This window comes from Oceanihabitans sp. IOP_32, assembly GCF_009498295.1.
In the GTDB taxonomy this organism is placed as follows: domain Bacteria; phylum Bacteroidota; class Bacteroidia; order Flavobacteriales; family Flavobacteriaceae; genus Wocania; species Wocania indica.
The window spans coordinates 1,981,183-2,007,410 of record NZ_CP040813.1 but is presented as its reverse complement, the minus strand read 5'-3'; the positions used below and the strand labels follow the sequence as shown (position 1 = coordinate 2,007,410).

Genomic DNA, 26,228 nt, shown 5'->3' with positions numbered 1-26,228 from the left:
ACTTTTTAATTGCTCACAAAATATATAATTTTCATTCAATTTTCATTCTGAAAAAAAAATTTTCAGATTTTTATTTTTTATCGAGATTGATTTCCCAATAGCCTCGTGTATCGCCTTGACGGACTAAAAAACCTTTATTCTTGATAGCAGTAATATGTTTGCCAACAGCAGATTCATTAATACTTAAAGTTTCAGCTATTTCATTATAGGTTATGGAAGGATTAGCTGCAATAAGTTTAAGAACTTCTTTTTGTCTGTTAGTTAGAGCTTCAGTCGCATCAATTACACCACCTATTGCACCACCTATTACACCACCTTTTTGACCACCCATTAGACCACCTTCTTCAACAGCAGTTTATTTCGGTCATTGTTATTTTACATACTCAATTCATTATCCAGATTACTCGTAAATAACCCCTGTACTAACTTGCGATTTCTCAAATACTCAAAGAAATCGTCATAGTTTTCTGGACTAAGGAAATGAAAATTATAACGCTGATTTACATTGTTTTCTTCAAGTTGTTTATTTAATTCTTGAAAATGTATGGTTGCCCATTTAAACTTTGCTTTATTCAGGTCTGAATAGTCTTGGTCGTCTTTTATTTCAACAACAGTAATGTATTCCATTTCTTCATCAGAGGTTTTTAAGAAAAAGTCTGGATTGAATTTACCTTGTTTTGTATGGTTACCAGATTTACTTGATAATGAATACTCAATAGTGTAAAAGCTCTGATTGGTTGACTTTAACCAAGCATCTAAAACACTTGCATTTTCATTTTTTACCAGTTTTTCTGCAAATTTTCTTTCAGGTGTTGCGTTGAGAAAAACTAAGTCAACTGGCGTTTTAAAATCGTAACTATTTGCCTGTCTAATTGCAGTTCGTGGTAAGCTTTCATCATCAATGACATCTTGAAGAAAGTTTAGAACATCAGCATCCTTTACTTCGTCATTGTAGTTATTTGAATACATTACTGTGGAATTATGACGTAAATTACCAACAGACAAGGTTTCCTTAATTCTTTCCTTTGTTGAGATAGGGTAAGGTTTTTGAGCTTTCCTTACCAATTCAAGTGATTTGTTTTTTCGTCTTAGAAGTGTATTAAAGGATGAAAAAATGTTTCTTTTATTCTTTTCGTTTAATTCATCCCCTTCAAGACCAACCTTGTCCATAGAGCGACGTATTAATTTAGTAATTTCCTCTTTAGGTGGAAGGTTGTTTTTAGTGTACTGTTCTTCTTGAAGGTTGAGTGTAACACCTTCCCATTCTCTGGTTTGGAACTCGTGATAGATTTTATCAACGATTTCCTTTATCGGCGTCATTCGGTTTTTAATCTTGTATTCAACACTCTTATAGTCGCTCGCAAGATTTGTATAGGTTGTTTCTTGGCTTACTTGGTCAACTGAAGATTCTAAATTTATGTAATCCTTGTAGTTAAATTCCTTTTCCTTTTTATTGTTTTCAACGGCTCTTTCAGTCTTATTGTAATCTATATTGTAAAGGTCAAAATGAAATTTATTCCTATCGCCCTCAGTAATGTTAGAGCTTTCCAATCGCATTTCTAACTCAAGCACTTCATCTACGAGACCTTTGATTTTTGAACCCCAAGAGGAATGATTAAAGATAGTTACCTCTGCATTTCCTACATATTCTGGTGGTACTCTTAGTCCTCTACCCAACACCTGAGAAATTAATAGTTTAGAATTGAAAGCTCTTTCTTCCATTGGGACTATTTGAAACACATTTTTCACATCCCAGCCTTCTGTAAGCATTGAGACCGAAACAATCCACTCTACAGTAGAATCCTGCTCGTCAACTTCTTCAAGACGAATTACGTTATGCTTGTGTGCCTTATCCGAAGTAACGGTCATAACTAACTTATCCCTAATTTCCTGCTCTTCCAAGCCTTCTTCTAACATTAAAAACTCGACCAAACGTGTTTCAAGTCGTTTGGCATTGGTAATGTTGTTGGTTACGAGAATAGTAAGCGGCTTTACATTCTTATAAGTAAGTTTATTTTTGGCGTGGTTCTGATAAATTTTCTGGAATCTTTGGTCTTCATTTATACTATCGTCTTCAGAAACATAATTTATCTTCTTTACAAACTTCTCGTCAACTGCTTGTCTTAGTGAATAGCGGTAAATGACATCATTGAAATAATCATTTCCTATATATGCTGTGCCCGTAAAACCAAGCATATATTTAAAGTTGTAGCCATCATCAAGTAGAAACTTCTTCCAAACTTTAAGTCCTCTTGCTTCTGTTGTATTACCTGATATTTTATTATAAATATGATGTGTTTCATCGTTCAGTACCAAGGTGTCAAAACCTCTTTTGAAACCAAAACTATCTTCAATTGAAGAACCTGTTCTTTCATAAACGGCGTGAACATTTTCAATGCACATATCGCCCTCGTTTACCGTAACACTTCCATCAACAATACTTGGGTTTTTTATTATTGCAGATTCGGGAATTGTTTCTTTTAAGATTGGGTCTGCAACCAAAGCCAAAAACTTTTTGTGCAGTTCTTTTTCAATCGTAGTTGATGGGCATAAAACCAAAACTCTTTTTACCAAACCTAAGCCCAGCATAATCTGTGCAATCCCATACATCACATAACTTTTTCCTGTTCCCGTTGCAAGGTCTATTGTTGCGGACAGCTTAGAGGGTAGCTGAATTTTACGATGATAATCTGTAAGCTCTGGGTAACGTTCCCGTAACTGCGGATTCTTATAATGATTTTTTGAAACTAAATCTTGAATATTAGCATACTCTTTGGATGCCAAATAAATAACGGAATTTTTGATTGCCTCTTTTTGATATTCTCTCGTCCCGCAAAGTACATCCAAAAATCTGTCCCAATACTGAAGTGGTAATTCATTTTGATTGTAAAACTGATTTACTTTTAGAATTAAATCCTTTGTGTCATATCTCTTTTTTTCTTGAATCATCCGTTGGCATTTTTAGTGGTAAATACTTCACGGAATTCATTGCCATAAATATCGATATACACGGCACTTATTTTAGCACCAAAATCTTCTATTGTAATCTGAGCCCTGCCGTTCTCATCAACAATGTCTGCTGCGAAAAATACATCTGACATCAAAAATTCCTTGCCATTGTAATCTTTGTCTACAACAACCATAGCCAAAGCTTCAAGACCAGGAATATCTTCTAAGGTATCTTCATCGGGATAGTAGGCCTTAAATGCCTCAATGGTAATAGTTCCTTTTTTAAAGGATGATTTAACTTCGGGTTGCCGGATAAAGTGAAAGCCAACTGCATTTTCAAGGGAATTGACATTGCTGGAACTTGTGGGCTGTCTGAATTTTTTAAATTTCTCTTTGTGCAATTCTTGAATAATTTGGTACGGCACTTTCAGGAAATAGTAACGAACGTTACCTATCTCATAATAATCATCAATGAACTGAACAGAGTTGGCAGGTGCGATAATGTAAATACGGTCGCCTACTTTTTTGCCAATGTTTTTATGTAGAATTTCCAAGTAATCCTCATCGACTGCGGCATCCTTATGTTCCCAATATTTCCAAATCATTACGTCATAGCCGTCCTTGCGCTCGCCTTGAAATTCAATCCCAGCAATCTTCTTTGGTTTAGGCCTTACTTCGAAAAGATTTAATACAAATTCTTGATATTCTTGATGTTGTAAAGAAAATAATTTTTCTATATCGTAAAACCCATTGTTTACAGTAATGAAACTTTTCGATTTATTTTGGTATTTCTTAGACCGAATATTTAAATCACGAGATTGTTGAATACTTAGCAGTCTTTTTTGAATAGTATAGTATGAATACTTACCAATATCGCAAGTAATCCATTTTCTATTTAACTTTTCAGCAACTGCAGCGGTTGTACCACTTCCACCAAAGAAATCCAAAACAATGTCATTTTCATTGGATGACGCTTCTATAATTCTTTTTAATAAAAGTTCAGGTTTTTGGGTTGGGTATCCTGTTTTCTCGTGTTTTGTGTATGCATAAGTACCAACGGGATAATCATTAAATTCTTCAGCAAGTTCTTTTTTACCCATCCATACATCCCAAACATATTGAGGTCTTTTGACCGAAGCTTCTTCTACAGCCTGTTTTTTAGTTAGAGAACTGTCTCTACTAATATAAGTTTTCAATGCATTCGTACCTCCACTACTTTCTCGACCTCGGGTATAAAACCAGCCCTCATCATCCTTTTGCAACGCTTTGACGATTCTTTTAGAATATCCAATGCGAGTAGGCGGATTAAAAGTAGAACTACTCTTTTTGTAGCAATAAATTGTCTCGTGAGATTTTGGATAGGTATTACTTGAACCCATTAAACCACAAACCCAAACTATCTCATAAAAATCAAAATCTCTGAAAATTTCATCAAGTATAATTTTTATTAAATGTCCTTTTTTTGAATCTAAATGAACATAAATACTCCCTTCTTTATCTAATAATTCTTTGCAGAGTATTAACCTTCGCCTAAGGTATTCTGCAAAATCAGAATCGACAATTTTATCTGAATATGCCAATTGTCCTTCTTTAGACTTAAAATCAGATGCAGTAGCAAACGGCGGGTCAATGTAGATTAATTTTACCTTTCCCTTGACCTTATCTTTTATAAGAGGGTCTTCGTTTTTATAAATTGTTTTGAGAAATTGAAGGTTGTCCCCAAAGACAATCATATTCTTCCAACCGTCTGGATAAGATTCTCGGTCGCCATTGTAGGTTCTTTCAATTTGTAAGGGTGCGGCGGTTACACCATCTTCATCTGCGAGAATGTCTTCCTTACGCATTTTACCGGCATATACCAGCTCATATTCTTTTTGGGTTGTGGGAAATAGCTTATACTTAAAGTCATCTGGCAATTGCTCGCCTTGTTGCAGTTTTTCTATTAAAAAGTCTTTTTCTCTTTGGCTTAATTCTGTCATTGGTTGGTAAAAAAATAAGTGTTAAAGATATTGGTATAATTTCACGATTCAAAAGATGGGTTAAGATAATTTTAAGATTGTCTATTATTAGCTGTCTTGCCCAACGATTTCGGGTGTTTAAAGCTATCTAAAAATTGACTGTGCTTCATTGTAAACTTTTTCAAAATTAGCCGCTAAATCTACCTGAGAAAATTGCTTGGATTCTTCAGGAAGCTGCCGCTGTATTCTTGACAATTTAAACTGCACTTTCTTATCCTTACCATCAGCATAGGTTATAAATTCGCCCTGTTTTAATCGAAAGAACACATCTGCTCTAATTTTCGGGATTTCCTTTTCGCCTGTAGTAATGCGTGTATCAAAATCGAGATTATGGCCACGACTGATGCTTTTCGTCGGGTCTTTGATGATTTCAAAAAAGCGCTCATAGTATTTGGCGGTATCAGGGTCATTTACCTTACCGAAAAACTGGTAAGACAAGTTGCTCAATATTGCTTTGCTTGCCTTGTCGCCATACATAATATCGTTCTGTATCTTATCCTGCATTACGTAAATGGTGGCAATATCATAACTTCTAAGTGTTGCCGGAATACGGTGCATATTTAACAGTCGTATTGTTGGTGCTTCTTCCATCAGCAAGAAAGACGGTTTGGAATTCCGCACGCTCATTTGTTTGGTAATGGTGTGAATGATGGTGGCAATTACAGGCGAATACGAGGTTTCATATTTTGGATTGTTTACTACCGAAATGATTGTTGGGTTTTCCTCGCTATTGATATTCAATGGCACTTCGTCTGCGGACAATGCCATAAAAATCCGTTGAGTACTGATTCGTTTCAGCGCATTCGCCAGGGTACTTTTTACACCAGCTGTCTGTCTATCTGAATCCTTACCACTAATAAATGCATCTGCCATCGCTCTCGATGTGGTGTTGGTTTCCAAAAACTGGATTAGGCTATCGGTATCGAGCATTTGATAAATGGCTATTAAATGTGGTAACGTACAGTATTTGGGATAATCGCATTTCAGTTTCCAAATCAATCCACCAATCAAACCTTCAGCTGCGTCGTTAAAGAATTTTGTTGTTCCAGTTGTTCCACTTTCTCTTTGCTCTAAAAGGTTTTCAATTAAGACTCTTGACACCTCGTTTACGCTTTCTTCGTTCTCTAAATAGCGAGGTGCAATAGGATTTACCCTATGTATGATTTTGTCGAAGGAAATGACCTTAAACGGGATATCGCTATCCTTAAAAAGCGGATACGCCATTTCGGTCAACTCAAAATCCTTGTAGTCGTGAATGATTCCACAGAAGCGCTCTTTTCGGAAATGTTTTAAAAAGCCATACACCACACTTTCGGTCTTACCACTTCCCGCAGAACCGATGATAGATGCACCACGTTTAATATTATCTAATTTGAAATTCCCTTTTGTCGTAGCAAAATTGACTTGATATTTTCTGTCGCTATTTTGTGCATTTTCAGTCTTATGCAAAAAAACATATAGTCCTATATTAATTAACATTAAAGGACACACCAGATAAAGCAGTATCGATACTAATTCGTTCTGCTCGGTTAAATAGAAAACCAAGCACGAAAGCATTATGAAATTCAAGAAAAGCGCATACTTGCTCACTCGAAACATCGCATAGAAAACGGTACTGGCCACAGCAATAATTGAAAGTATTGTTATGAGATTGTCTATTTCCATACCCTAAATTCCTATTGAACTTGATTTGATGGCAACCTCTGCACCACGTCTTAATCGTTTGAAAACCCGAAGTGCAATTTGTGCTTGACTTACTGGAATACTTGGAACAATTGGCAAGCCACTTTTGGTAATCATTTTGAAAGCCAAAGCTTTTTCGTTGGCTGGTAATTTCATCAAGGCAGCGAAATAGAGATTCGGGTTCTTTACAAAATCCTTTCTTGCTTTGTAGGTCTCGGCAAAGTTTCGCTTGTAGCCAAAAGTTTTGTCAAACGTCTTTTCTGCTTTCTCGAAAAAGGCATCCCTGTCGAAACCGCGTTTCACATTCTTACCGTGCATTTCAACTTCTGATGCTTTGTGCTTACTTCCTGGGGAAAGGCTAACCGAATTGGAAGCATCCTTTCTGCTCACGATGATATGGATGTGACTTTGGTTTCCATCTTTTTGCATTCCCTGGACAATCCGTTTGCCATTTTGCTGATGTGGTGCTTGGCGTTCCAATTTGGCAATTTCCTTTTCCATCCTTTTAATACTCCCTTCAGCTCGTCCTTCTTGAATGTTTCTGATTTCGGCTTTCAGCTGAAGTATTTTTGTTGCGAACGGTTGGTTCTCTTTTATCTGAAAATCTGTTCCCTTGAATGTTCTTTGGTGTTCAATTTTCGCATAGTATTTTATATCATCGATGGTTATAGGTCGCCCGTTTATTTCCCTATTGAAGCTGGCAACATAATCTTTCATCAGCTCACGGGTGTAGGTTTTTAAATCTTGACTATTGTTTTGAAGTTTTCGCAATTCATATTTTGATGGGCTGACCGTAATCGAATAAAACTTGGGTTCTTTCTTTTTCAATTTTGCGGTGTTTCCATCGATTTCTTTGACCACTTCTTCCGCGGAAATTTCATCGCCATATTGGTTGAAAAAATGTTCCATTTCGTGCTGTTCCAAACCTTGATTTTCCTTTTCCAAATAGCCTACAAAATCAGCTGAACTTTGTGAATAATTAGTACCCAATTTTTGAGGTGTGATTGTGATGTACATAGTTCAAAAAATTAGAGTTGATTACTTGTGTTTTGCTTTTCTTGAAAACGGACTTCCTTCTTTTCTTCGGCATATTTCTTTTCTACAATCAGCGGTTTTTTGGTTGGCTCTTCTGTCTCAAAAAGGGATTGAATCATCGCCACCGTAGGTTTGGTTTGTGTCTTTTCCACGTCTCGCATTATGGCAATAACCGCATTTATTCTTTTGAGTAATTTAGCTTCAATGGTACGTCCAGTTGGTCCTAATTTTTCCTTTGGCGAAATTTCATTGTAGAAGAAAAAATCGAGCATCGTGGACATCGCCTCGGTGTGTGATTTGAAGTACGTGCGTGAGAAAGTTTGGAAACGTTTTGCGGTTTCCTTTTTAAATCTAATTCCAGTAAATGAGTCCATATTTCGCCGATTTGTCGCAAAATCTTCCCTAAAAATGCGCGTTTCCAGCCCATTTGTCGCAAATCGTTGATTGTCAAGAATTTAAGATATATCCAAATTACTGGTTATCAGCTATTTAAAAACGAAAAGGAATCCGAAACATCGCGCAGCGTGTTACCCTCTTGCTATTCCTTTTCGTCACGCGCAAGCGTGACAAAAATCCATACAATCCGGCTAAAAAGCCGATTGCCATTTTCAGGGAAAATTATTTTCCGATATGTTATTTTTCGATGTGCAGGGTTATCGGCGAAAGTCGAAAAGTGGATAACCCTACGTAATTTTGAATGCTGAATTTCAGCGAAATAAATATACGCTTTTTTATTGACTTGGATTTGTTTCAAAATAAAAACACCCCTGAAATTTCAGAGGTGTTCCACATATAATCTTAATGTGTCAGATATTGAAAACATAATCGTAGGTGTATAGATTTTTAATCATTTCTTCATCTATTAACTTTTCATAATCTGCACCAGTTTCGTCAACATATTTTTGAATAGATTCCCCAAAAAGATGTGTAACGTGTTCTCTCGAAACCTGTAAGAGTTCCTCTTGTTTTTCCTCGCTCAAATCTTGAAATTTAATGTAAATCATAACTTCAAAATTTTAGTATTCGCTTGGTAACATCAGCGTATCATTTACAAAAAATAACCGCAGTTCATCGAGTGGAAAATCGGTTGCTCTGTAACCGTGTTTTTCTAAAATATTATCGTTGCCATCGCTGTAAACTATCTCGGCTTCGTAACCTGTAAAATCCTGCTTTTCTTCGGATAATCTTTTGAAGTCTATGGTTACAAATTCGCTTCGGTTCATTAGACTTTTTGCGATTACTGACGTGTCCGTAATGAGCCAAAAACATTCTGCTACTTCCGATAAATATTTCAATCCGTCCGTAAAACGGGTTCGCAATAATGGGATTTGATAGAACATTTCTGTTCCCGTAAAATATTGCAATCGCTCTTTTATTTCGTTAACTTGTGCTTTCATTGTGCATATATTTAAATGTGTGAATAATGAAAAAGAGGGCGCAACTTTCGAGAGGAACGCCCTCTTTGTTTTTGAAGTTTACTTGTCGTTTTTGCTTCCAAGTAATAGGATTTCATCGGCTACAACTTCTGTAACGTAGCGTTGGTTGCCATCATCGGTGGTGTAGGTTCGGGTCTTTAGTTTCCCTGTAATTCCTACTTCCTTGCCTTTTTCGACAAATTTTTCGACGATTTCAGCGGTCTTACCCCAAGCTACTACGGTATGCCAGTTGGTGTCCGTTTGCTTTTCGCCTTTGCTGTCTTTGTAGTATTCGTTTGTAGCGAGTGAGAAGCGGGCTACTTTCTTACCGCTTTCAAGGTTCGTAATGGTTGGCTCTTGTCCAACGTTTCCAATCAATTGTACGTGATTTCTAATAGTACTCATAATAAAAAGATTTGTGTCTGCTTTGTTACAGACTGGTTTATATTTCCCCTATTTGTTTTAAACTGAATTAAATTTTAAGGGGTGTTTGTTCTTTTCTTCTGTGCACCGCACAATGGATAGAGTGGGTTTTGTCAAGACTTTTCGGGCAAAATCAGGTGTGTTTGCGACGTAGTAAAATCCTTAGATTTTCAAGGAAGTAGAAACCTTATTTTTCACTAAAACTTGTATAGTCTTGACAAGTTCCATAAGGGCATTAGCAATTCTTTTAAACGCAGTTGCGTTTGAGCGTACCGACAGTTAAGCGAGATAAGCAGCTGTGTTTATATTAGAATTGGTTATGTCGTGCCTGTTTTTCGACGCCCCGAAAAACAACAAAGGCTTTATCCATTATAAACCCCTTAAAATGTGTAAGGCAGCGGTTCGGTTTTTAAGGATTTTCGATTGAGGGCTCAAGAAGACCGCGCCGAAAATCCTGTTAAGAAAACCGAAGGGATGACTTTCCGATGAAAAACGGACTTAATTCTCAATTTTGGCAAAGGAATGAAGTGTTCCTTCCCAGCATAGCGGGAAGGGTTAGCGGAATGGAAAGCTAAAATTGGGGATTGTGTCCAAGACCTTTGTAATGAAGCTCTTTTCACGAAATGTAGCTTTTCGCGAAATGCAGGGGAATGTGCTGAACGGATTAAGAAAATTATTTATTCTCATTATGCAGGATTTAAAGCGGACTTGACTTTGAAGGTGTAGGTTGGAATGCAGTTTGACCGCTTCCCGACTTTTCTCGGGAATGAACGGGCAAGTGGAATGGAAAACGGAAGCTTTGAAGTTGTGTCCAAGATTATTATAGGAAAGCGCTTTTCCCGGAATGAAGCTTTTCGCGAAATGTAGGGGAATGTGCTGAACGGTATTGCTTTTAAACCTATAAATAGCAAGCACAAAAAAATCCAGTTTAAGGTACTGGATGAACCTTTTGGCTTTATGCCATAGCATAGACTTCATTAAACAGCTTTTTATCCAATCGTTCTTGTTGGCCAAAGCTTTTCTTTAAGACATTATGAAGTACTGAATTAAACGCATTGTAACCTAACCAAAGATTTGGTTCTTCATTGAGCAACAAAGCTTCATAGTTTAAGATTTCGATGACCTCACGAGATTTTTTCGACGGGTCGCTGTTCTTGTCGCTACATTCATACCGGAACAGTTTCGTCCTGTCAAGAATCGCTTTCACAAATTCCTGTGTATCGATGATTTTAAATTCTTTCATCTTGTCGAATTTCTTTGTAATGGTGTAGAATTCATTGTCCAGAAATTTATCGAATAGATTGTTCAACCTTGGCATAATAAGGTGCGTATTGTTCTTACTATGTTTGATGGAAAACTCGATTTCTGCCTGAGAAACGTGTAGTCCGTTTGAACATACTTCTCTATAAAACCCGAAGTGTCCAGAAGTTTTTTCACTTCCGTCATACGAGTTTTTGAACCGAAGCATCGGTAATATCAAGTCCTTATCGTTCTTGACGGTAAACTGGCTTTTGTCGTCGATGATAAAGTCGGTAATGAACGACCTGTCATTATTGTTGATGGTGCGTTTGTGAAAGTTCAGCTGTGCATCGGTCAGCATTTCTTCAGCTTTCTTGAAGAACAGTTGGTTCGGAATGTGGCCATAGCTGTTCGATACCACGTTGACGATTTTGCCATTTGAGATAATGGCATTTTCAAGTCCTCTTCGGGATTCCATCTGTGTCAGACTTTTTAAGGATTTCATTTCTGATGGAACAAAGATTTCATCCTGTTGCAAATTTTGTAAATACATAGCTTTTGAATTTAGATTAAACATTTTGTGATAATACTCGGTAATAGTTGGGATGCTTATCCCTGTAGTAAGCGAAATGGCTTTCCCCACTATCAATGTCATAATTTTCACTACTCGATTGATAATGCTTTTCAGCTTCTTGTAGCGAAATTTTAGGTTTTTCAGATACTCGTTTCATAATGATATATTTTGATTAAACAATATTTGAGCAGTACTCAAACGGAAGCTAAAATCTCAGCTCAAAAGGAAACGGAATAAATAAGCGTAGGATGTTGCGTTGGCTTTATGCCGTAGTCTTTTGATGGGTGTATTTTACGAGTTTATCTTTGCGCTAACTATTGATTGATAACCCCTTCCTTATCAACCCATCTTTTAAAACACTATCATAAAAAAGAAAAAGGGCCAGCACGAATGCCGACCCTTCTTCAAACAACAAAAGCTAATCGTTGAGTTCCTTAATTTGCTTTTCAAGAACTGTGATACGCTCTTTCAAACGTGCTTCACGCTTGTCTCTCTTTTCGGCATATTCTTTTTCTATGCTGGCAATCTTGGATTTGTAATATCCTTGCATTGCGTTGTAAAATGAAATGTTTGTCAGATTATTGACGTGATTGCTTTCGCCAAAATGCACTTGCTTTGTTAGCATATAGCGTATCAACTTGTGAAAGATTTCCTTTTTGAACTTCTTCTTGAAATTATCGACCATTTCAACTTTGGTCATCTTTGAAGTGTCGCCCAAGAACTTTGAGAAATACTTTTGTTGGCTCATATAGTCCACATTATTTTCAAAGAGCGATATCGAGAATGCCGACATTTCATCCGTTGAAAGTGTCTTCTTCGTATCGATATATTTCGTTTCACGAATCATCTGCACAACTTCTTCAAACTGCTTGTTGTTCTCTATTTGCTTCTTACGGATTTCTCTTTCGTTGATTTTAACGATTTGTTCTTCAGGCGTACAATCTGCCATTTTCCTGTTGGCCAATGGTGCCGAATATTCCGTAGAATCGTTCTTTGATTTTTCAATAATCGTTACAAAGACCTCTTTGTTCCTGTACGTTTCAGGATGGAAAATAACACCATCTACAAATCCATCTTCTTTTGCTGAATTGAATTTTTCCAATGCTTCTTTATAATTATGCATTGCTTCATCCAATTCTGTCTTTAATTCATCTTCAGAATAATCGTAATGCTGATATTCTATCTTGATACCCTCGATTGTTGGCTCAATCGGATTTTCTAAGATTTCAACATCGTCCAGTAAATAGACTTTCAATCCATTCTTTTCCAATTGTGATATTATGAGCTGATTGTTTTCGTCATCTGCCCAATACTGTCGTATCTCAGGAATTAGCAGGATGTTCTCTTTTTTTGATTTCTTAATCAGGTTTAAGAACGATTTACTTTTCTTAGTTTCAAAACAGGCTGATTTTGTACAGACCATTTTTCCTTCGCCGAACAGATTACCTTGATTTGCAGCATTGAAAGGACATTCTACACAAGACCCTGCTTTTGGGACCAATTTTTTATCGGCTACATCAAAGGATGCTTTTTCCAAATCGTAGGTCTGGTCTTTAATCATCCTGTTTATCTGATGTGCATTAAAATCCTCGCCCATAGTTTCCAACATCATCTGCTGTTCTTCTGGTTCAAAGAGCGCTACACCTACGCCCAAGGATATGGTCATTTCGCCATTTCGTACAAAGTGCTTAAAGCCCTCTATCAATCCTGCTAACTTTAGGCGTTGTCTTATAAAGTTGTCTGTTCTGCCCAATCGCTTTGCAATTTCAGCAGGTGCATACTTTTCACTCAGAAAGGCAATTGCTTCGGCCTCTTCGGTAGGTTCAACATCCTGTCTTTGTAGATTTTCAATGATTTGAATTTCCAGAACATCATCGTCCTTATACGTTCTTACAATACAGGGTATCGTTTTCTTGCCAGCTAACTTACTGGCACGATACCTACGCTCGCCCATTACGATGATATAATCTTTTTTGGATTTCCTTACCGTAATAGGTTGTAGTACGCCGTGCTTCTCAATACTTTCTGAAAGCTGTTCTAGCAACTTTTCATCAAACGTTTTTCTGGGTTGCATCGGGTCGGGTTTGACTTTTGCAATAGGCAGATTCTCAATTTTAAGTGCCTGGACTTTTTTTCCGTTCACTTCTTTTTTGGCAGCTACTTTTGTTCGACTGCGCTTTTTTGTGGTACTCGCTTTTGTTGTCATAATACTCAAATTTTTGATTAAACAATATTTGAGCAGAAACCAAACGGAAGATAAAATCTTGGCTCAAAAGGAAACGGAATAAATGAGTAGTGGAAGAAGCGTTGGCTTTATGCCGTAGTCTTTTGATGGAAGTATTTTACGAGTTTATCTTGCGGGTATATTGTATGATTATAAACTCTCAACCAAAGAACTAAAGTTGATAAAACGCAAAATTTATTAATCTCTAAAGTTAGAAATAGGGTTTGATTTCAAATGAAAGCATATAGTATCAATCTATAGTTCCACCTAATAAAAGTGGAAATGTTGTACCTATGTTGTACCCAAACAAAAAAACCTCTCAGAAATGAGAGGTTTTATGACTGCAATTTTGCAGTTGAAAAAGTGCGGATGACAGGAATCGAACCTGCACACCTCGCGGCATCAGATCCTAAGTCTGACGTGTCTACCAGTTCCACCACATCCGCTTTTTCAATATTTTAAGAACTTTTATTAGGTTAAATCCTAAGTCTAGCGTGTCTACCAATTCCACCACGCCCGCTGTTAAGGACTGCAAATATAAACAACATTTTTAAATTGCAAACACCTTTAGCATTAAAAACATTCTTTTTTTCTATTTTTGCTCAACAAGCGATACATAACAAGACATGGATAACACAAAAGAATATATCAAAGAACACCAGCAACGATTTTTAGACGAACTTATCGACCTTTTAAAAATTCCGTCAATTAGTGCAGATTCGGCTTATAAAAAGGAGGTCCTTAAAACCGCCGAACAGGTTACAATTCGTCTTAAAGAAGCAGGATGCGACCATGTTGTAATATGCGAAACTGCGGGATACCCAATAGTTTACGGCGAAAAAACTATAGACAAAAACCTTCCCACTGTTCTAGTTTATGGACATTACGATGTACAACCTCCAGATCCGTTAAATCTATGGCACTCCCCCCCTTTCGATCCTGTTATTAAAAAAACAGAAACACACCCAGAAGGAGCCATATTTGCAAGGGGCGCTTGCGATGATAAAGGTCAAATGTACATGCATGTAAAAGCGTTGGAGTTTATGACACGTACTAATCAATTGCCTTGCAATGTTAAATTCATGATAGAAGGCGAAGAAGAAGTGGGCAGTCCAAACCTCGCTATATTTGTAAAAGAAAACCAAGAGAAGTTAAAAAACGATGTTATTTTAATTTCAGATACGGGTATGATAGCACAAGATGTGCCTTCTATAACAACGGGACTACGGGGATTAAGCTACGTTGAAGTTGAGGTTACAGGACCAAATCGCGATTTACACTCGGGTTTATATGGTGGCGCTGTGGCCAATCCTATAAACGTTTTATCGAAAATGATAGCCTCTCTTCACGATGACAACAATCATATTACCATACCAGGTTTTTACGATAAGGTTGAAGAGCTCTCGAAAGAAGAACGTGCCCAAATGGCAAAAGCGCCTTTTAATCTAGAGGACTACAAGAAGGCCTTAGATATTAGCGCCGTATACGGTGAAGCGGGTTACACCACTAACGAGCGAAATTCTATTCGTCCAACCCTAGATGTTAACGGTATTTGGGGCGGCTATACTGGCGAAGGTGCAAAAACTGTTATAGCCAGTAAAGCCTATGCCAAAATATCCATGCGTTTAGTACCTAATCAAGATTGGGAAGAGATCACAAAATTGTTTAAAACCCACTTCGAAAATATTGCTCCTGCAGGCGTTACCGTAAAAGTAACACCACATCATGGTGGTCAAGGCTATGTTACACCAATAGACAGCATGGGTTATAAGGCGGCAAGTAAAGCCTATCAAGACACCTTTGGAAAAACCCCTATTCCGCAACGCAGCGGAGGCAGTATTCCAATTGTTTCACTGTTCGAGCAAGAATTAAAAAGTAAAACTATTTTAATGGGTTTTGGCCTAGATAGCGACGCTATTCACTCACCAAACGAGCATTTCGGTGTATTTAACTACTTAAAAGGCATAGAAACTATCCCACTATTTTATAAGTATTTTGCCGAATTATCTAAATAGTTTTTGGGTGTTACCGCCTTTTGCTGTTTAAGAGCAAAAGGCGGTCGCGCTTTCCGTTGCAATCTTTTGCAAAAAAAGCAAAAGGATTTCCACTACAATCCCTAACACATCAGGCGTAAGAACATGTACAAAGAACATAAAAACCATCTTTTTCTACTTTTATTAGCTACAATTTTTATGAGCACCTCTGGTGCTCTTGGTAAATTTATCGATTTACCTACGCCAGTTATTATTTGGTTTAGAAGTGCTCTGGCTGCAGTATTTTTATTTATGTATTGCCGTTATAAAAAAATAAGTATAACAATTAAGTCTTTTAAAGATGCGCCCAGTATTATTTTAAGTGCGCTATTAATGGGCGCCCATTGGCTTACTTATTTTCATGCCTTAAAATTATCGAATGTTGCCATAGGCATGCTGTCTTTATTTACTTTTCCTGTAATTACAGCCCTATTAGAACCAGTATTTACCAAATCTAAATTTAATCCCATACATATTGTTATGGCACTCATGGTTCTACTCGGGATTTATATACTCGCACCAGATTTTAACTTCGAGAACACCCATTTTAGCGGTGTTTTATTTGGTTTACTATCAGCTCTTTGTTACGCCTTACGAAACCTCATTTTAAAACGCCACGTTGCCAAGTACAATGGTACTACACTCATGATGCAACAAGTCTTAATAGTTAGTATTATTTTACTTCCGGTCATGTTTACCATGGACAGTACGAACATACAAACCCAATACCCATACATTATCCTATTAGGGCTAGTTACAACAGCCATTGGACATTCGATGTTTATTGGAAGTTTTCGATATTTCTCGGTGAGTACGGCTAGCATTATTGGTAGTGCTCAGCCCGTTTTTGGTATTGTAATTGCACTCCTTTTTTTAAATGAAAAGCCTGAAATGAATACCTATCTTGGAGGGGCACTAATTCTAGCTACCGTTGTTATCGAGAGTGTCTTAGCAAAAAAAGACAATGCTTAACCAACGCGATACCGACTATTTGTGTTGAAGTGTTTCCTGTTTAAAAACTAGAGCTTTTATACTAAGGCGTTACTATTAAAATGCTCGTACAAATCTTTACACCCTAAACCAACAATAGCCATTTTTTTGTTTTTAGCTAAAGCCTCATAATGCAAATCTGCCAAAGCATTAACGCCAGACTTGTCCATCCATTCCACATTTTCAATACTAATGGTCAGGCTATCTAAACGTTCAAAAATTGATGAAAATTCTGCATTAAAAACGTCTAAATTACGTTTGTTTAAAATTCCTTTAATAGTGAAAAAATTGTTGAAGTGTGTAATCTCTAATTCCATAATGAAGCTGTTTTGATAATTAAACAAAAATATGACCAAACCACATACCTGGTCAGACATTTAAAAATAAACAACTTTAACAGAAGCTTAACTATTTAATCGACGAATAGATTTTAACGATAGACGAAAGTATAATACATGCTAAATTAATCGACAAACAACAATCTGCACCTCAAGTTTTTATATATTTACAACTATCAAAATCAAAAAACTATGAAGCATCTTTTAACGGCACTATTCATCGCAACATCTTTTTTTAGCTTGGCGCAATCTTCAGAACAGGAGGACAAAAAGGAAATTGAAAACGTTTTAAAGGCTCAACAAACGGCATGGTCTAACTATAATCTTGAGGGCTATATGCAAGGCTATTGGAAAAACGACTCTCTTAAATTTTACGGTAGTAACGGCTTAACTTATGGCTGGAAAAACACCTTAGAGGGCTACAAAAAAAGATACCCAAGCCCAGAACATACAGGAGAATTGAATTTTAAAATAAACGATATTAGTAAAATAAGAGAAGGTGCCTACTTTGTTCTAGGCGAATACCATTTAAAAAGAAGCGTAGGCCGTGCCAGTGGTTTTTTTATGCTCGTGTTTAAAAAAATTAAGGGCGAATGGAAAATTATTGCAGATACCACTTGTTAAATTATGGATAGCACTATTAGAAAAGCCACTTTAAAGGATTTACCCATTTTATTAGAGTTTGAACAAGGCATAATTCAAGCCGAAAGATCTTTTGATACGACACTTAAAGCTGAACACATTACCTATTACGACCTTTCTGAATTGATTACTAGTGAAAACTCAGTCGTTTTTGTTGTAGAAATTAACAAGCAAATTGTAGCCTCTGGTTACGCCAAAATTAAACCCGATAAACCTTACTTAAAACACGACAAGCAAGGTTATCTTGGGTTTATGTTTGTATCGGAAAAACACCGAGGCAAACAGCTTAACCAATTAATAATGAACGCTTTATTAAAATGGTGCCAATCACGCGGGGTTTATGAAATTAAGTTAGATGTTTATCATGATAATATAGCAGCAATAAAAGCCTACGAAAAAGTAGGCTTTAAAAAACACTTAATAAACATGCGTTTAAATATTGAAAACTTCGATGTTTTAGTACCCGATAAGCTTTCATAAAAACATAAGTAACATGTTTTTAGCGCCTTATGTTTAATTCATAATAAAGACCTACCAAGTTTTTAAAACCTGGTAGGTCTCTAATCGATCGAAAATTGATAGTGCTTAGCGCTCAAAATTAATTTTTGTCGTGTACTTAACTTAAATTTATAAAACACTATTTCGATGCTTTAATAGGAAACACTTCCACCTTATCTCCTAACCACTCCCGCAGTTTATCGTAAATTTTCTGTTGGTCTTCTTCAGAGAAATCTTTAATTCGAGTGCCGTGATGACCGCCTTCTAAAACCATCTTCAAAGCATCGACATGTGGTTTTGGAGTAGGCGCACAAGCCCCCCAAGGATCGTAAGCGCCGTTTATATATAAAATATGATTGCCCATGTTTTCAACAAATTCCCTTACGTTTTTAATATAATCTGGGTTGTAGGTTAAATCCACTCCGCTAGGCGCAAATCTTTTATTTGAAGGTGATTTTACAACTTGTAATAAATCTTTTACGGGCTCTAAATCAAATTTATAATACCCCAACTCGATCATGTGCTGATAAAATGATGGTAAATAACGATTAAATCCTTCATCATTATACATCCCCATACCCGAGATTATAATTAAATACTCGAAATACGCGTTTGTAGAAGCCCCTTCGGTTGGGATATCGTCGCAGTTGCCACCCCATTGCCAAAACGAAAACGGAAATTCCAATACGGCATACTCTAAAGCTTCAGCCATGGGAACTTGCGTAAAGGTCATGTTTTCTTTTTCCGCGTAAGCGTTTAAATCTTTTAAAACAGCATCTCTATGGGTTAAAACATGCCTTTGGAATTGTGAAATCTTGTTTCGGCAAGCCTTGGTACCAACGGTATTTATCAAATTTTCTGTTCTAATATCTTCTTGAGTGTTTATTAAAGGCGCTACATAGGGCACAGCCACATCCATATCGTTTGGGTATTTAGATTTATAGATTAATGCTGTTTCGCCGCCTTTACTAATTCCTGTAGAAATCCATTTGTTTTTATAGAGCTGCTTTAACTTGGTAACTATACTGTGATAATCTTCAACCGCTTGATCGTTTTTTAAATACTCCCAAGGAATGGGCTCTGGTCTGGATTTACCGTAAAATCGATACTCGACCATAACTTGATTCGATTGTAAAACCTGACTTAACTCGTAAGTTCTTGGACTCGCGCTATAGCCTTCAGTCACTAAAACAGTTGGTTTAGAATAATCTGAATGCGACACATAAATATAATGGTTAAAAGTGCCCGCTTCTAAATTATTATGATCTAAAGGTTGCTTTAAAATGAGCTGAAAGGCTTCTTTGAAATGATCTTGAACGGTAATCGAACTAATTTCTGCCGAAGGAAATAAAACTTCTAGCTGCGCTTTAAAAGCCAAGCCCTCGAGTTTAGGCTCCGTTTTTTTGCAGCCATTAAGAGTTAAACCTACCACAAATAGCAAGATCATGTTTCGTATTGTATTCATTTTGTAATTCTTTTAATTTTTGAAATGACTATGGTTCAATTTTAATGTGCTTTGTGATCGTTGATTCGATTTTGTATAAAAATCAATTGGAAAACACGAACAACTTTATACTTACAGGATATTCAAGACCTAAGCGGTTTTTAAAACCTTTCATAATTATATAATACCCTGCCTTAAACTCTTGACAATCAAGACCTAAAAGGTTTCTGAAACCTGTTAGGTCTCCATTACCACCACAACACCGCGATAACGAAGCATTTAGGCTCGTTCGCTAAAAATATGTCATGTGCTAAAAATTGTATAGTGTGTTGATTTTATACCATTTCGAACCTTTAAATGCGGAACACAACTTCCCATTTACTATAAAATCCCAAACGGATTTTCAATACTGTGCATAGGTTTTGTAAACCATTCTGGTCCGTTCTCAGTCATATAAATATGGTCTTCATGGCGTACTCCAAAAGCATCAGGTACCACAATCATAGGCTCATTACTAAAACATATTCCAGGTTCTAAAACAGTTTTATCGCCTCTTACAATATAGGGATATTCGTGAATGTCTAAGCCAATACCATGCCCTACGCGATGTGGCAATCCCGGCAGTTTATAATCTGGCCCTAAATTATGAGATTCTAACACCTTACGCGCAGCATAATCCAAAGATTCGCAGCTACTGCCCAATTGTGCAGCATCAAAAGCCGCTTGTTGGGTTTCTTTTTCAATATTCCAAATGCGTCGCTGTGCATCGTTAGCTTCACCAAACACATAGGTTCTTGTAATATCTGACAAATAACCGTGAAGCATACAACCCGTATCGACTAAAACCATCTCGTTCTGCTCTAAATTCTTAGGCGTTTTTACACCATGCGGAAACGAGGTGTCTTTTCCAAACAGCACAATACAAAAATAAGAGCCCGAAGCAATGCCATAACGCTTATGTGCTTCATGGATAAAATCGACTACTTCCTGAGCGCTAATACCCACTTTTAAAATTCTAGCTGTCGCTTTTTGGACTTCTAAAGTAATATTCATAGCATGTTGAATAATTGCTATTTCGGCCTCAGACTTCACCATTCTACACGCCGAAATAATCGGGTTAGCATTAGTAAACGTAAAGGCGGGCGATGCTTGCGCTATACCATCTGATATAAAGAAAGACGTGGTTTCATCAATAAAAATAGTCCCGCTTTGAACGCCGTTTTCTTTTAGAATATCATTAAATAATTGGTAGGGACTTTCATGCTCTTCCCAACCATGAATTTTGCCTTCAACACTCATAAAATCTAAAATCGTGCCCTCTTCAAATAGTGGTGCTATAAAATGAATGTCACCATTTGGAAACAGTAAAGCACCAACCATACGTTCGCTCGCATTCCAACGCATCCCTGTAAAATAATACAAGTTGGTTCCAGCATTTAAATATAGGGCTTGCACATCGTTCGCTTTCATCAGCTTACAAGCTTTATTTATTCGGGTTTGAAATTCTTCTTTAGCAATAGGCTTTACCAAATGGGCGCTTGGTGTTATGGCCTGTAATTCGGCTTCGATTGTTGATCCTCCAATTCCAATTGTACTCATAAAATTATATTTTTAATTATTCATTAAAGCTTCTATATCCTCTATTTCTATAGGCATCGCTTCAGTTAAGTTAATATTTCCCTCTTTTGTGATAAGGTAATCGTTTTCTAAACGGCAACCTATACCCTCTTCTGGAATATAAATGCCTGGTTCGCAAGTTAAAACCATGCCCGCTTCTAGTGGGCGCGAATACAGACCAACATCGTGCACATCTAATCCGATATGATGCGCCGTACCATGCATAAAATATTTTTTATATAATGGTTGTTCTGGATCTTGGTTTAGAACTTCGTCGGCAGTTAATAGTCCTAATTTAATCAATTCGGCTTCTACTAAACTGGCCATTTGCTTTTCGTAATCAGAAGGGATTACACCAGGCTTTAAAAGCTTACTGCCATCTTTTAAGCATTTTAAAACCGAGCTATATACTTCTTTTTGTCGTTCTGAAAACTTACCGTTTACAGGAAAACAACGTGTAGTATCGCTGTTGTAGTTGGCATAACACACCCCAAAATCCATTAAAATCATATCCCCATCTTTACAAAGGGCATCGTTGGCAATATAATGAAGCGCACAGGCATTTTTTCCTGAGGCCACAATAGGATTAAAAGCATGTCTAGTGCCTCCAGATTTTATTAAATTATAAGTTAACTCGGCCTCTAATTCGTATTCTTTAATATTGGGTTTGCAAGCTTTTAAGACCCGTTTGAAGGATGCCACACTAATATTGGCCGCTTTTTGGATTAATTCTATTTCGGTTTCCGATTTAATTTGACGCAATTGACGTGTGATTTTTGCGGCACGATAATAGTCGTGCAAGGGGTATTTTTGTTTGCACCAAGCAATCATCCTGTCTTGTTGGGTTTGTTGGTCTTTTGTGGCACGTTTTAAATGTTCGTTATGTCCTAAATAAAAACCGTCGGCCTCAAAAGCCATGTATTGCAATGCCATTTCGAAGTCTTCAATCCACTCTACACGGGTAATTCCAGATATTTCAGTGGCCTGTGCTTTGGTTAATTTTTCACCGTCCCAAATTTTAATAAGCTCGCTGGTTTTCTTGATAAATATTATTTCGCGGTTTTCTTTTTTGTACGCATCGGGATATAAAACTAAAATAGTGTCTTCTTGGTCGATTCCAGAAAGGTAAAACAAATCGTTGTTTTGAGTGAACCCCATAACATCGTCGGCATTGTTGTGCTTGACATCATTAGAGCTTAAAATGGCAATGGTATTGGCTTTCATTTTAGAACAAAACTGTGTTCTGTTTTTTATGAAAAGCGTATTTGAAATTGGATGGTATCTCATGGTTTTAATGATTTTTCTGAATAATGATTTTTTATTCGGATGATATTACGGATTTTAATTTTTTTGTTTCTTATTAATAGAAATAAAATGATGCGCTGAGCGAAAATAAATTTAGAACGTTAACAACTAATCATTCTCACAATAATAAAGACCTAACATTTTTTTGAAACCTGTTAGGTCTCTATTACAAAATAAAACAAATTTATTATACTTTTAAAACGTTTTTCATTTGATGCCGTATTACAAAACAACACCAATTATTCCCATTCGAAATCCCAAATTGGTTTGGCTTCTAATAGGTGTTCAACAAAATAATTCCAACGTTTTTTAATAAAATATTTTCTGTGTATTCCTGTAAAACCATGCCTCTGGTTTGGTAATATTAACAAATCAAAATCTTTATTGGCTTTTATTAGAGCCTCGGCAAATTTAAAAGTTGCCGAAGGGTTTACATTCTCGTCGATACCGCCGTGTACCAATAACAGCTTCCCTTTTAAATTTTTGGCGTTAGTGATATTGGAGGCCGTCTCGTACGTTTCGTCTACTGGCCAACCTTGATACATTTCTGGCCACCAAGCTTTTTCCATTCTAAAATCGTGATCTCCAGCACTGGCGACACCAACCTTATAAAAATCTGGGAAAGCCAATAAGGCTCTACCTGTATCGTAACCTCCCGCTGAGTGTCCAAAAATTCCAACGCGATTTGTATCTACCCAAGTATATTGTTTACCTAAATGTTTTATAGCCAGCACATGATCTTCCAAATTATTTTTCATGTTTTTGTACGAGTGGTTAAGAAAGGCTTTTGAGCGTCCTGCTGTGCCAAGACCATCAATTTGAACCACGATAAAACCTAATTCGGCGAGAGACTGATTATCGAAAGCACGATTAAACGATTTTGGGAAACGCTGTGTATGTGGCCCTGTATAAGTCGCATCAATTATGGGATAAGTTTTTGAAGCATCAAAATTTGTGGGTTTCCAAAAAGCGCCGTAAATAGTTGTTTTACCATCTTTAGCCATTAATGAGAAAGGCTCTGGAGCTCTCCAACCCATATCCTCGGCTTGCGAAACATCGGCACGCGTTAAATTAGCCAGTATCTTACCCGTTTTCGAATCTCTTAAAACGGATGTAGTCGGGATGCTTATGGTTGAATAATTATCTACAAAATACTTACCATCTTTTGAAAAACTGACGATATGATGTGTGTTTTCTGGGGTTAAATTCGTAACATCGCCATTATAACCAACCTTATAAAGCTTTTGATGATAAGGATTGCTATCAGCCTCTTTTCCTGAGGCTAGAAAATAAATCTCCTCGTTTTTTGTATTGGTATAAACTACCGAATTTATGTAGTAATCACCCTGCGTTAAAGCTTTAGTTTCTTTAGTCTGTATATTAACCATATAGAGCTGTCTCCAACCACTACGCTCCGATAAAAAGATGATGTTTTGGTTATCATCTAACATTTTAAACCAAAAGTTATCAATATTCGTTTCACTGGTTTCTTCTATTAAGGTTTCTTCTTTCCCATGGTTCAAATCAATATGCTTCACCACTTCTCTTTTATAACCACGCTCGGCATAGCTTGCCAAGAAGGTTCCAGATTTATCTAAGCTTTGAATAGAAACCGCATTAATATGCGTATTGGTTGGTAAATTGCTATGTACTTGTTTTTTGGTTTCGACATTAAAGAAAGTAGGCGTTACCTTTACCATGGTAGTATCGCCAGGCGAACCACGATAGTACGACAGTAATTTTGGACGGTAGAGCGAATCGATACTATGGTCTAGCAAATACATTTTTTCGGCATTTCTAAAATCTACGAGATTTGTAGAAATCCACTTCGAGTCTGGAGACCAACTTACGCTAAAACGCTTTGGTCGTTCGCCATTTTCGCCTTCAATTGTATCGTACCAACCGTAATAAGTACCATACTCATACCCTTTTTTACCATCGAAACTTAATTGATGTACCGCGTTAGTTTCAGTCGATTTAATAAACAGATTGTAAGCTTCGGTGTAAGCAATCCATTTTCCGTCGGGTGATTTTTTTTCAAAAGCATCGGGTGCTTCTTCTTGCTTTTTTTCTATGTTTTGAATTTGATAAGACCTCAGGTTTAAACGGTATTTCTCTTCTTCAAAAGTAAAATCTAGATTGCCTTTTTTAGAGCTTTCAATATTAGAAATGGAAATGGCATATGCTTCAACTGGCTTTTTAGCGAATTGCGATAGAGCTTTTGCTAACTTATCGTGATTAAAAAGGTTGACGACTTTATAAGTTTTAAAATTAACCGTTTTATAAGTTTTCTTGTCTTTACTATAATCTACAAACCAAATCCCAGAATTATCTTTAAACCAATGCACAGGGGTATTGAGGTTAAATACCGTTTTGTTATTAAAATTATCGTGCATAAAACCTACAGCACGTTTATAATCGTTTTTAGTAAGTTGTTGTGCCTGCACAGGGGTTAAGCTCCACAATAACGCCAGTAGTAAAACAGATATGTGTTTCATTTTTATTTTTTAATTTTTTAAGTTTAAAACATTTTAAAATGATGATAGCCGGCTATGATTCATTGTAAAAAATTAAGCCTCTTATGTATTAAAATAAATGGTTATGGGAAGTAACAGCCTTTACCATGTTAATACCAGCATACATTTAACGCAAGCCGCTAATTTAATATCTTTTTTTAGATGACCAATACATGAGACTTGATAAAAGCCTTTAATCCTTAAAGTTTAATGTGATAAACCAGTTGTTTTTACTCGCACATATATATTAAACTATCCAATAATGAACTAAAACATTTAAAATAGCATATTATTTATGTATTTTTGCCTAAACTTTCTTATCGGAACTACAGAATACTAAATTATTTGAAAGCACTTCCTTTTAGCATACCAAAACAACTTAATGACGCCTTTGTTTTTCAGCGGGATTATGGTACTTCGTTTTACGATAAACTACACCAACACGAAGAAATTCAAATTAGTTTTATTGTTGAAGGCGAAGGCACTTTAATTGTTGGCGATTCTATTAATTACTACAAAGCCAATGATGTTTTAGTAATAGGAAGCGATTTACCACACGTTTTTAAAAGTAATTTGAATGCGTCTAGCAAATCGCACATGTTAAGTTTGTTTTTTACTGAAAATTCTTTTGGTACTGACTTTTTTCAGTTAGAAGACTTAAAAGAACTTACTGCATTTTTTAAACGTGCTAAGCATGGCTTTAAAGCAACATCTAAAAAAAAAACCTTGATAGACTTGTTTTTTAAGATTGAAAAAACCACTAAATTAAACCGATTTATTGCCCTGCTTCAAATTTTAAAAATCACTTCAAAATGCAAATACAAGAGCTTATCTTCTTTTGTCTATGAGAAAAAATTCTCGGCAAATGAAGGCCAAAGAATGCGACGTGTTATTGGATATACCATGAACAACTTTCAAAACGACATTAGTTTAGATACCATTGCCGAGGTTTCTAGTATGACCAAAAACGCGTTTTGCAAGTACTTTAAAAAATGTACTAATAAAACCTATATCCAATTTTTAAACGAAGTACGCCTAGAACGAGCTTGCAGACTTTTACTATCAGACAACGATTTTTCTGTTTCCGAGATTGCCGAAAAAACAGGATTCAATAATATGTCTAATTTCAACAGGCAGTTTAGAATTATTAAAAAAATGAGTCCGTCGCAATACAAGAAAAACAATTACCGCTAAAAGCGAATTAATAATATTGGTTCATAGAATTTGACATAGGACAAAAGGATCTAAAATTCTCGATTGATGATAATTCGATGCTTCCATTAAT

The 26,228-nt window shown here is 36.4% G+C and carries 22 protein-coding genes and 1 tRNA gene; 5 read left to right on the top strand and 18 right to left on the bottom strand.

Features of this window, described 5'->3' with window-relative positions; genetic code table 11:
• Positions 1–70 precede the first annotated feature (70 nt).
• The 13 genes from FEZ18_RS08350 to FEZ18_RS08290 all read right to left on the bottom strand — a co-directional run bounded on the left by FEZ18_RS08350 (position 71) and on the right by FEZ18_RS08290 (position 14,006).
• Positions 71–331: a winged helix-turn-helix transcriptional regulator gene (locus FEZ18_RS08350; protein WP_153267905.1), complete on the bottom strand. Its 261-nt coding sequence runs from the start codon at positions 329–331 to the stop codon at positions 71–73.
• A gap of 44 nt (positions 332–375) precedes the next feature.
• Positions 376–2,949: a DEAD/DEAH box helicase gene (locus FEZ18_RS08345; protein WP_228122676.1), complete on the bottom strand. Its 2,574-nt coding sequence runs from the start codon at positions 2,947–2,949 to the stop codon at positions 376–378.
• Positions 2,946–4,928 carry a DNA methyltransferase gene (locus tag FEZ18_RS08340; RefSeq protein WP_153267904.1) on the bottom strand — a complete coding sequence of 661 codons (1,983 nt, stop codon included), beginning with the start codon at positions 4,926–4,928 and terminating at the stop codon, positions 2,946–2,948. Before FEZ18_RS08340 ends, FEZ18_RS08345 begins: the two co-directional genes overlap by 4 nt.
• A gap of 123 nt (positions 4,929–5,051) precedes the next feature.
• Entirely contained in the window at positions 5,052–6,632 is a 1,581-nt protein-coding gene (locus tag FEZ18_RS08335; protein WP_153267903.1) for a type IV secretory system conjugative DNA transfer family protein, read from the bottom strand.
• A 3-nt stretch (positions 6,633–6,635) separates the two neighbouring features.
• Positions 6,636–7,667: a MobB family relaxase gene (mobB, locus tag FEZ18_RS08330; RefSeq protein WP_153267902.1), complete on the bottom strand. Its 1,032-nt coding sequence runs from the start codon at positions 7,665–7,667 to the stop codon at positions 6,636–6,638.
• Between the two features lie 11 nt (positions 7,668–7,678).
• The gene (locus FEZ18_RS08325) at positions 7,679–8,059 is read right to left on the bottom strand and encodes a BfmA/BtgA family mobilization protein (RefSeq protein ID WP_153267901.1); all 381 of its coding nucleotides are present in this window, start codon (positions 8,057–8,059) and stop codon (positions 7,679–7,681) included.
• 432 nt (positions 8,060–8,491) lie between these two features.
• Positions 8,492–8,689, bottom strand: a complete 198-nt coding sequence (locus FEZ18_RS08320) for a hypothetical protein (protein WP_153267900.1) — start codon at positions 8,687–8,689, stop codon at positions 8,492–8,494.
• A 12-nt stretch (positions 8,690–8,701) separates the two neighbouring features.
• Complete coding sequence (locus FEZ18_RS08315) at positions 8,702–9,082, bottom strand: DUF6876 family protein (protein WP_117157994.1); 381 nt, start codon at positions 9,080–9,082, stop codon at positions 8,702–8,704.
• A 78-nt stretch (positions 9,083–9,160) separates the two neighbouring features.
• Positions 9,161–9,505, bottom strand: coding sequence for a single-stranded DNA-binding protein (locus FEZ18_RS08310; protein WP_092205827.1), 345 nt, complete (start codon positions 9,503–9,505; stop codon positions 9,161–9,163).
• Between the two features lie 973 nt (positions 9,506–10,478).
• Positions 10,479–11,315 (bottom strand): DUF932 domain-containing protein, encoded by an 837-nt coding sequence (locus FEZ18_RS08305; protein ID WP_153267899.1) that lies wholly within the window; start codon positions 11,313–11,315, stop codon positions 10,479–10,481.
• A gap of 16 nt (positions 11,316–11,331) precedes the next feature.
• Positions 11,332–11,493 (bottom strand): hypothetical protein, encoded by a 162-nt coding sequence (locus FEZ18_RS08300; RefSeq protein WP_153267898.1) that lies wholly within the window; start codon positions 11,491–11,493, stop codon positions 11,332–11,334.
• 261 nt (positions 11,494–11,754) lie between these two features.
• Positions 11,755–13,542 (bottom strand): ParB/RepB/Spo0J family partition protein, encoded by a 1,788-nt coding sequence (locus FEZ18_RS08295; RefSeq protein ID WP_121666353.1) that lies wholly within the window; start codon positions 13,540–13,542, stop codon positions 11,755–11,757.
• Between the two features lie 382 nt (positions 13,543–13,924).
• Positions 13,925–14,006 (bottom strand) — tRNA-Leu (locus tag FEZ18_RS08290).
• 180 nt (positions 14,007–14,186) lie between these two features.
• On the opposite strand from FEZ18_RS08290, the gene FEZ18_RS08285 reads away from it, so the two are divergent.
• Positions 14,187–15,575 carry a dipeptidase gene (locus tag FEZ18_RS08285; protein WP_153267897.1) on the top strand — a complete coding sequence of 463 codons (1,389 nt, stop codon included), beginning with the start codon at positions 14,187–14,189 and terminating at the stop codon, positions 15,573–15,575.
• A gap of 123 nt (positions 15,576–15,698) precedes the next feature.
• Complete coding sequence (locus FEZ18_RS08280) at positions 15,699–16,565, top strand: DMT family transporter (protein ID WP_153267896.1); 867 nt, start codon at positions 15,699–15,701, stop codon at positions 16,563–16,565.
• Between the two features lie 56 nt (positions 16,566–16,621).
• On the opposite strand, the gene FEZ18_RS08275 is transcribed toward FEZ18_RS08280, so the two are convergent.
• A complete protein-coding gene (locus FEZ18_RS08275; protein ID WP_153267895.1) occupies positions 16,622–16,900 on the bottom strand; it encodes a hypothetical protein in 279 nt (92 codons plus the stop codon).
• A 213-nt stretch (positions 16,901–17,113) separates the two neighbouring features.
• On the opposite strand from FEZ18_RS08275, the gene FEZ18_RS08270 reads away from it, so the two are divergent.
• Together FEZ18_RS08270 and FEZ18_RS08265 are read left to right on the top strand one after the other, a co-directional pair.
• Entirely contained in the window at positions 17,114–17,545 is a 432-nt protein-coding gene (locus FEZ18_RS08270; RefSeq protein ID WP_153267894.1) for a YybH family protein, read from the top strand.
• A gap of 3 nt (positions 17,546–17,548) precedes the next feature.
• Positions 17,549–18,043: a GNAT family N-acetyltransferase gene (locus FEZ18_RS08265; RefSeq protein WP_153267893.1), complete on the top strand. Its 495-nt coding sequence runs from the start codon at positions 17,549–17,551 to the stop codon at positions 18,041–18,043.
• A 157-nt stretch (positions 18,044–18,200) separates the two neighbouring features.
• Here FEZ18_RS08265 and FEZ18_RS08260 read toward each other — a convergent pair whose 3' ends face one another.
• The 4 genes from FEZ18_RS08260 to FEZ18_RS08245 form a co-directional block, all read right to left on the bottom strand.
• Positions 18,201–19,526, bottom strand: a complete 1,326-nt coding sequence (locus FEZ18_RS08260) for a S28 family serine protease (RefSeq protein ID WP_153267892.1) — start codon at positions 19,524–19,526, stop codon at positions 18,201–18,203.
• A 360-nt stretch (positions 19,527–19,886) separates the two neighbouring features.
• Positions 19,887–21,104, bottom strand: a complete 1,218-nt coding sequence (locus FEZ18_RS08255) for a M24 family metallopeptidase (RefSeq protein WP_153267891.1) — start codon at positions 21,102–21,104, stop codon at positions 19,887–19,889.
• Positions 21,105–21,116: 12 nt separating this feature from the next.
• Entirely contained in the window at positions 21,117–22,409 is a 1,293-nt protein-coding gene (locus FEZ18_RS08250; protein WP_153267890.1) for an aminopeptidase P family protein, read from the bottom strand.
• Between the two features lie 257 nt (positions 22,410–22,666).
• Entirely contained in the window at positions 22,667–24,925 is a 2,259-nt protein-coding gene (locus FEZ18_RS08245; RefSeq protein WP_153267889.1) for a S9 family peptidase, read from the bottom strand.
• Positions 24,926–25,288: 363 nt separating this feature from the next.
• Here FEZ18_RS08245 and FEZ18_RS08240 point away from each other — a divergent pair, with 363 nt between their 5' ends.
• Positions 25,289–26,137, top strand: a complete 849-nt coding sequence (locus FEZ18_RS08240; RefSeq protein ID WP_153267888.1) for an AraC family transcriptional regulator — start codon at positions 25,289–25,291, stop codon at positions 26,135–26,137.
• The last annotated feature ends 91 nt before the right edge of the window (positions 26,138–26,228 follow it).

Coding starts and splice junctions, on each gene's coding strand:
- FEZ18_RS08260 (WP_153267892.1), bottom strand. CDS start 19,526: ATGAATACAATACGAAACATGATCTTGCTATTTGTGGTAGGTTTAACT.
- FEZ18_RS08275 (WP_153267895.1), bottom strand. CDS start 16,900: ATGGAATTAGAGATTACACACTTCAACAATTTTTTCACTATTAAAGGA.
- FEZ18_RS08250 (WP_153267890.1), bottom strand. CDS start 22,409: ATGAGATACCATCCAATTTCAAATACGCTTTTCATAAAAAACAGAACA.
- FEZ18_RS08285 (WP_153267897.1), top strand. CDS start 14,187: ATGGATAACACAAAAGAATATATCAAAGAACACCAGCAACGATTTTTA.
- FEZ18_RS08255 (WP_153267891.1), bottom strand. CDS start 21,104: ATGAGTACAATTGGAATTGGAGGATCAACAATCGAAGCCGAATTACAG.
- FEZ18_RS08280 (WP_153267896.1), top strand. CDS start 15,699: ATGTACAAAGAACATAAAAACCATCTTTTTCTACTTTTATTAGCTACA.
- FEZ18_RS08310 (WP_092205827.1), bottom strand. CDS start 9,505: ATGAGTACTATTAGAAATCACGTACAATTGATTGGAAACGTTGGACAA.
- FEZ18_RS08350 (WP_153267905.1), bottom strand. CDS start 331: ATGGGTGGTCAAAAAGGTGGTGTAATAGGTGGTGCAATAGGTGGTGTA.
- mobB (WP_153267902.1), bottom strand. CDS start 7,667: ATGTACATCACAATCACACCTCAAAAATTGGGTACTAATTATTCACAA.
- FEZ18_RS08295 (WP_121666353.1), bottom strand. CDS start 13,542: ATGACAACAAAAGCGAGTACCACAAAAAAGCGCAGTCGAACAAAAGTA.
- FEZ18_RS08345 (WP_228122676.1), bottom strand. CDS start 2,949: ATGATTCAAGAAAAAAAGAGATATGACACAAAGGATTTAATTCTAAAA.
- FEZ18_RS08300 (WP_153267898.1), bottom strand. CDS start 11,493: ATGAAACGAGTATCTGAAAAACCTAAAATTTCGCTACAAGAAGCTGAA.
- FEZ18_RS08265 (WP_153267893.1), top strand. CDS start 17,549: ATGGATAGCACTATTAGAAAAGCCACTTTAAAGGATTTACCCATTTTA.
- FEZ18_RS08340 (WP_153267904.1), bottom strand. CDS start 4,928: ATGACAGAATTAAGCCAAAGAGAAAAAGACTTTTTAATAGAAAAACTG.
- FEZ18_RS08245 (WP_153267889.1), bottom strand. CDS start 24,925: ATGAAACACATATCTGTTTTACTACTGGCGTTATTGTGGAGCTTAACC.
- FEZ18_RS08315 (WP_117157994.1), bottom strand. CDS start 9,082: ATGAAAGCACAAGTTAACGAAATAAAAGAGCGATTGCAATATTTTACG.
- FEZ18_RS08320 (WP_153267900.1), bottom strand. CDS start 8,689: ATGATTTACATTAAATTTCAAGATTTGAGCGAGGAAAAACAAGAGGAA.
- FEZ18_RS08305 (WP_153267899.1), bottom strand. CDS start 11,315: ATGTATTTACAAAATTTGCAACAGGATGAAATCTTTGTTCCATCAGAA.
- FEZ18_RS08325 (WP_153267901.1), bottom strand. CDS start 8,059: ATGGACTCATTTACTGGAATTAGATTTAAAAAGGAAACCGCAAAACGT.
- FEZ18_RS08270 (WP_153267894.1), top strand. CDS start 17,114: ATGAAGCATCTTTTAACGGCACTATTCATCGCAACATCTTTTTTTAGC.
- FEZ18_RS08335 (WP_153267903.1), bottom strand. CDS start 6,632: ATGGAAATAGACAATCTCATAACAATACTTTCAATTATTGCTGTGGCC.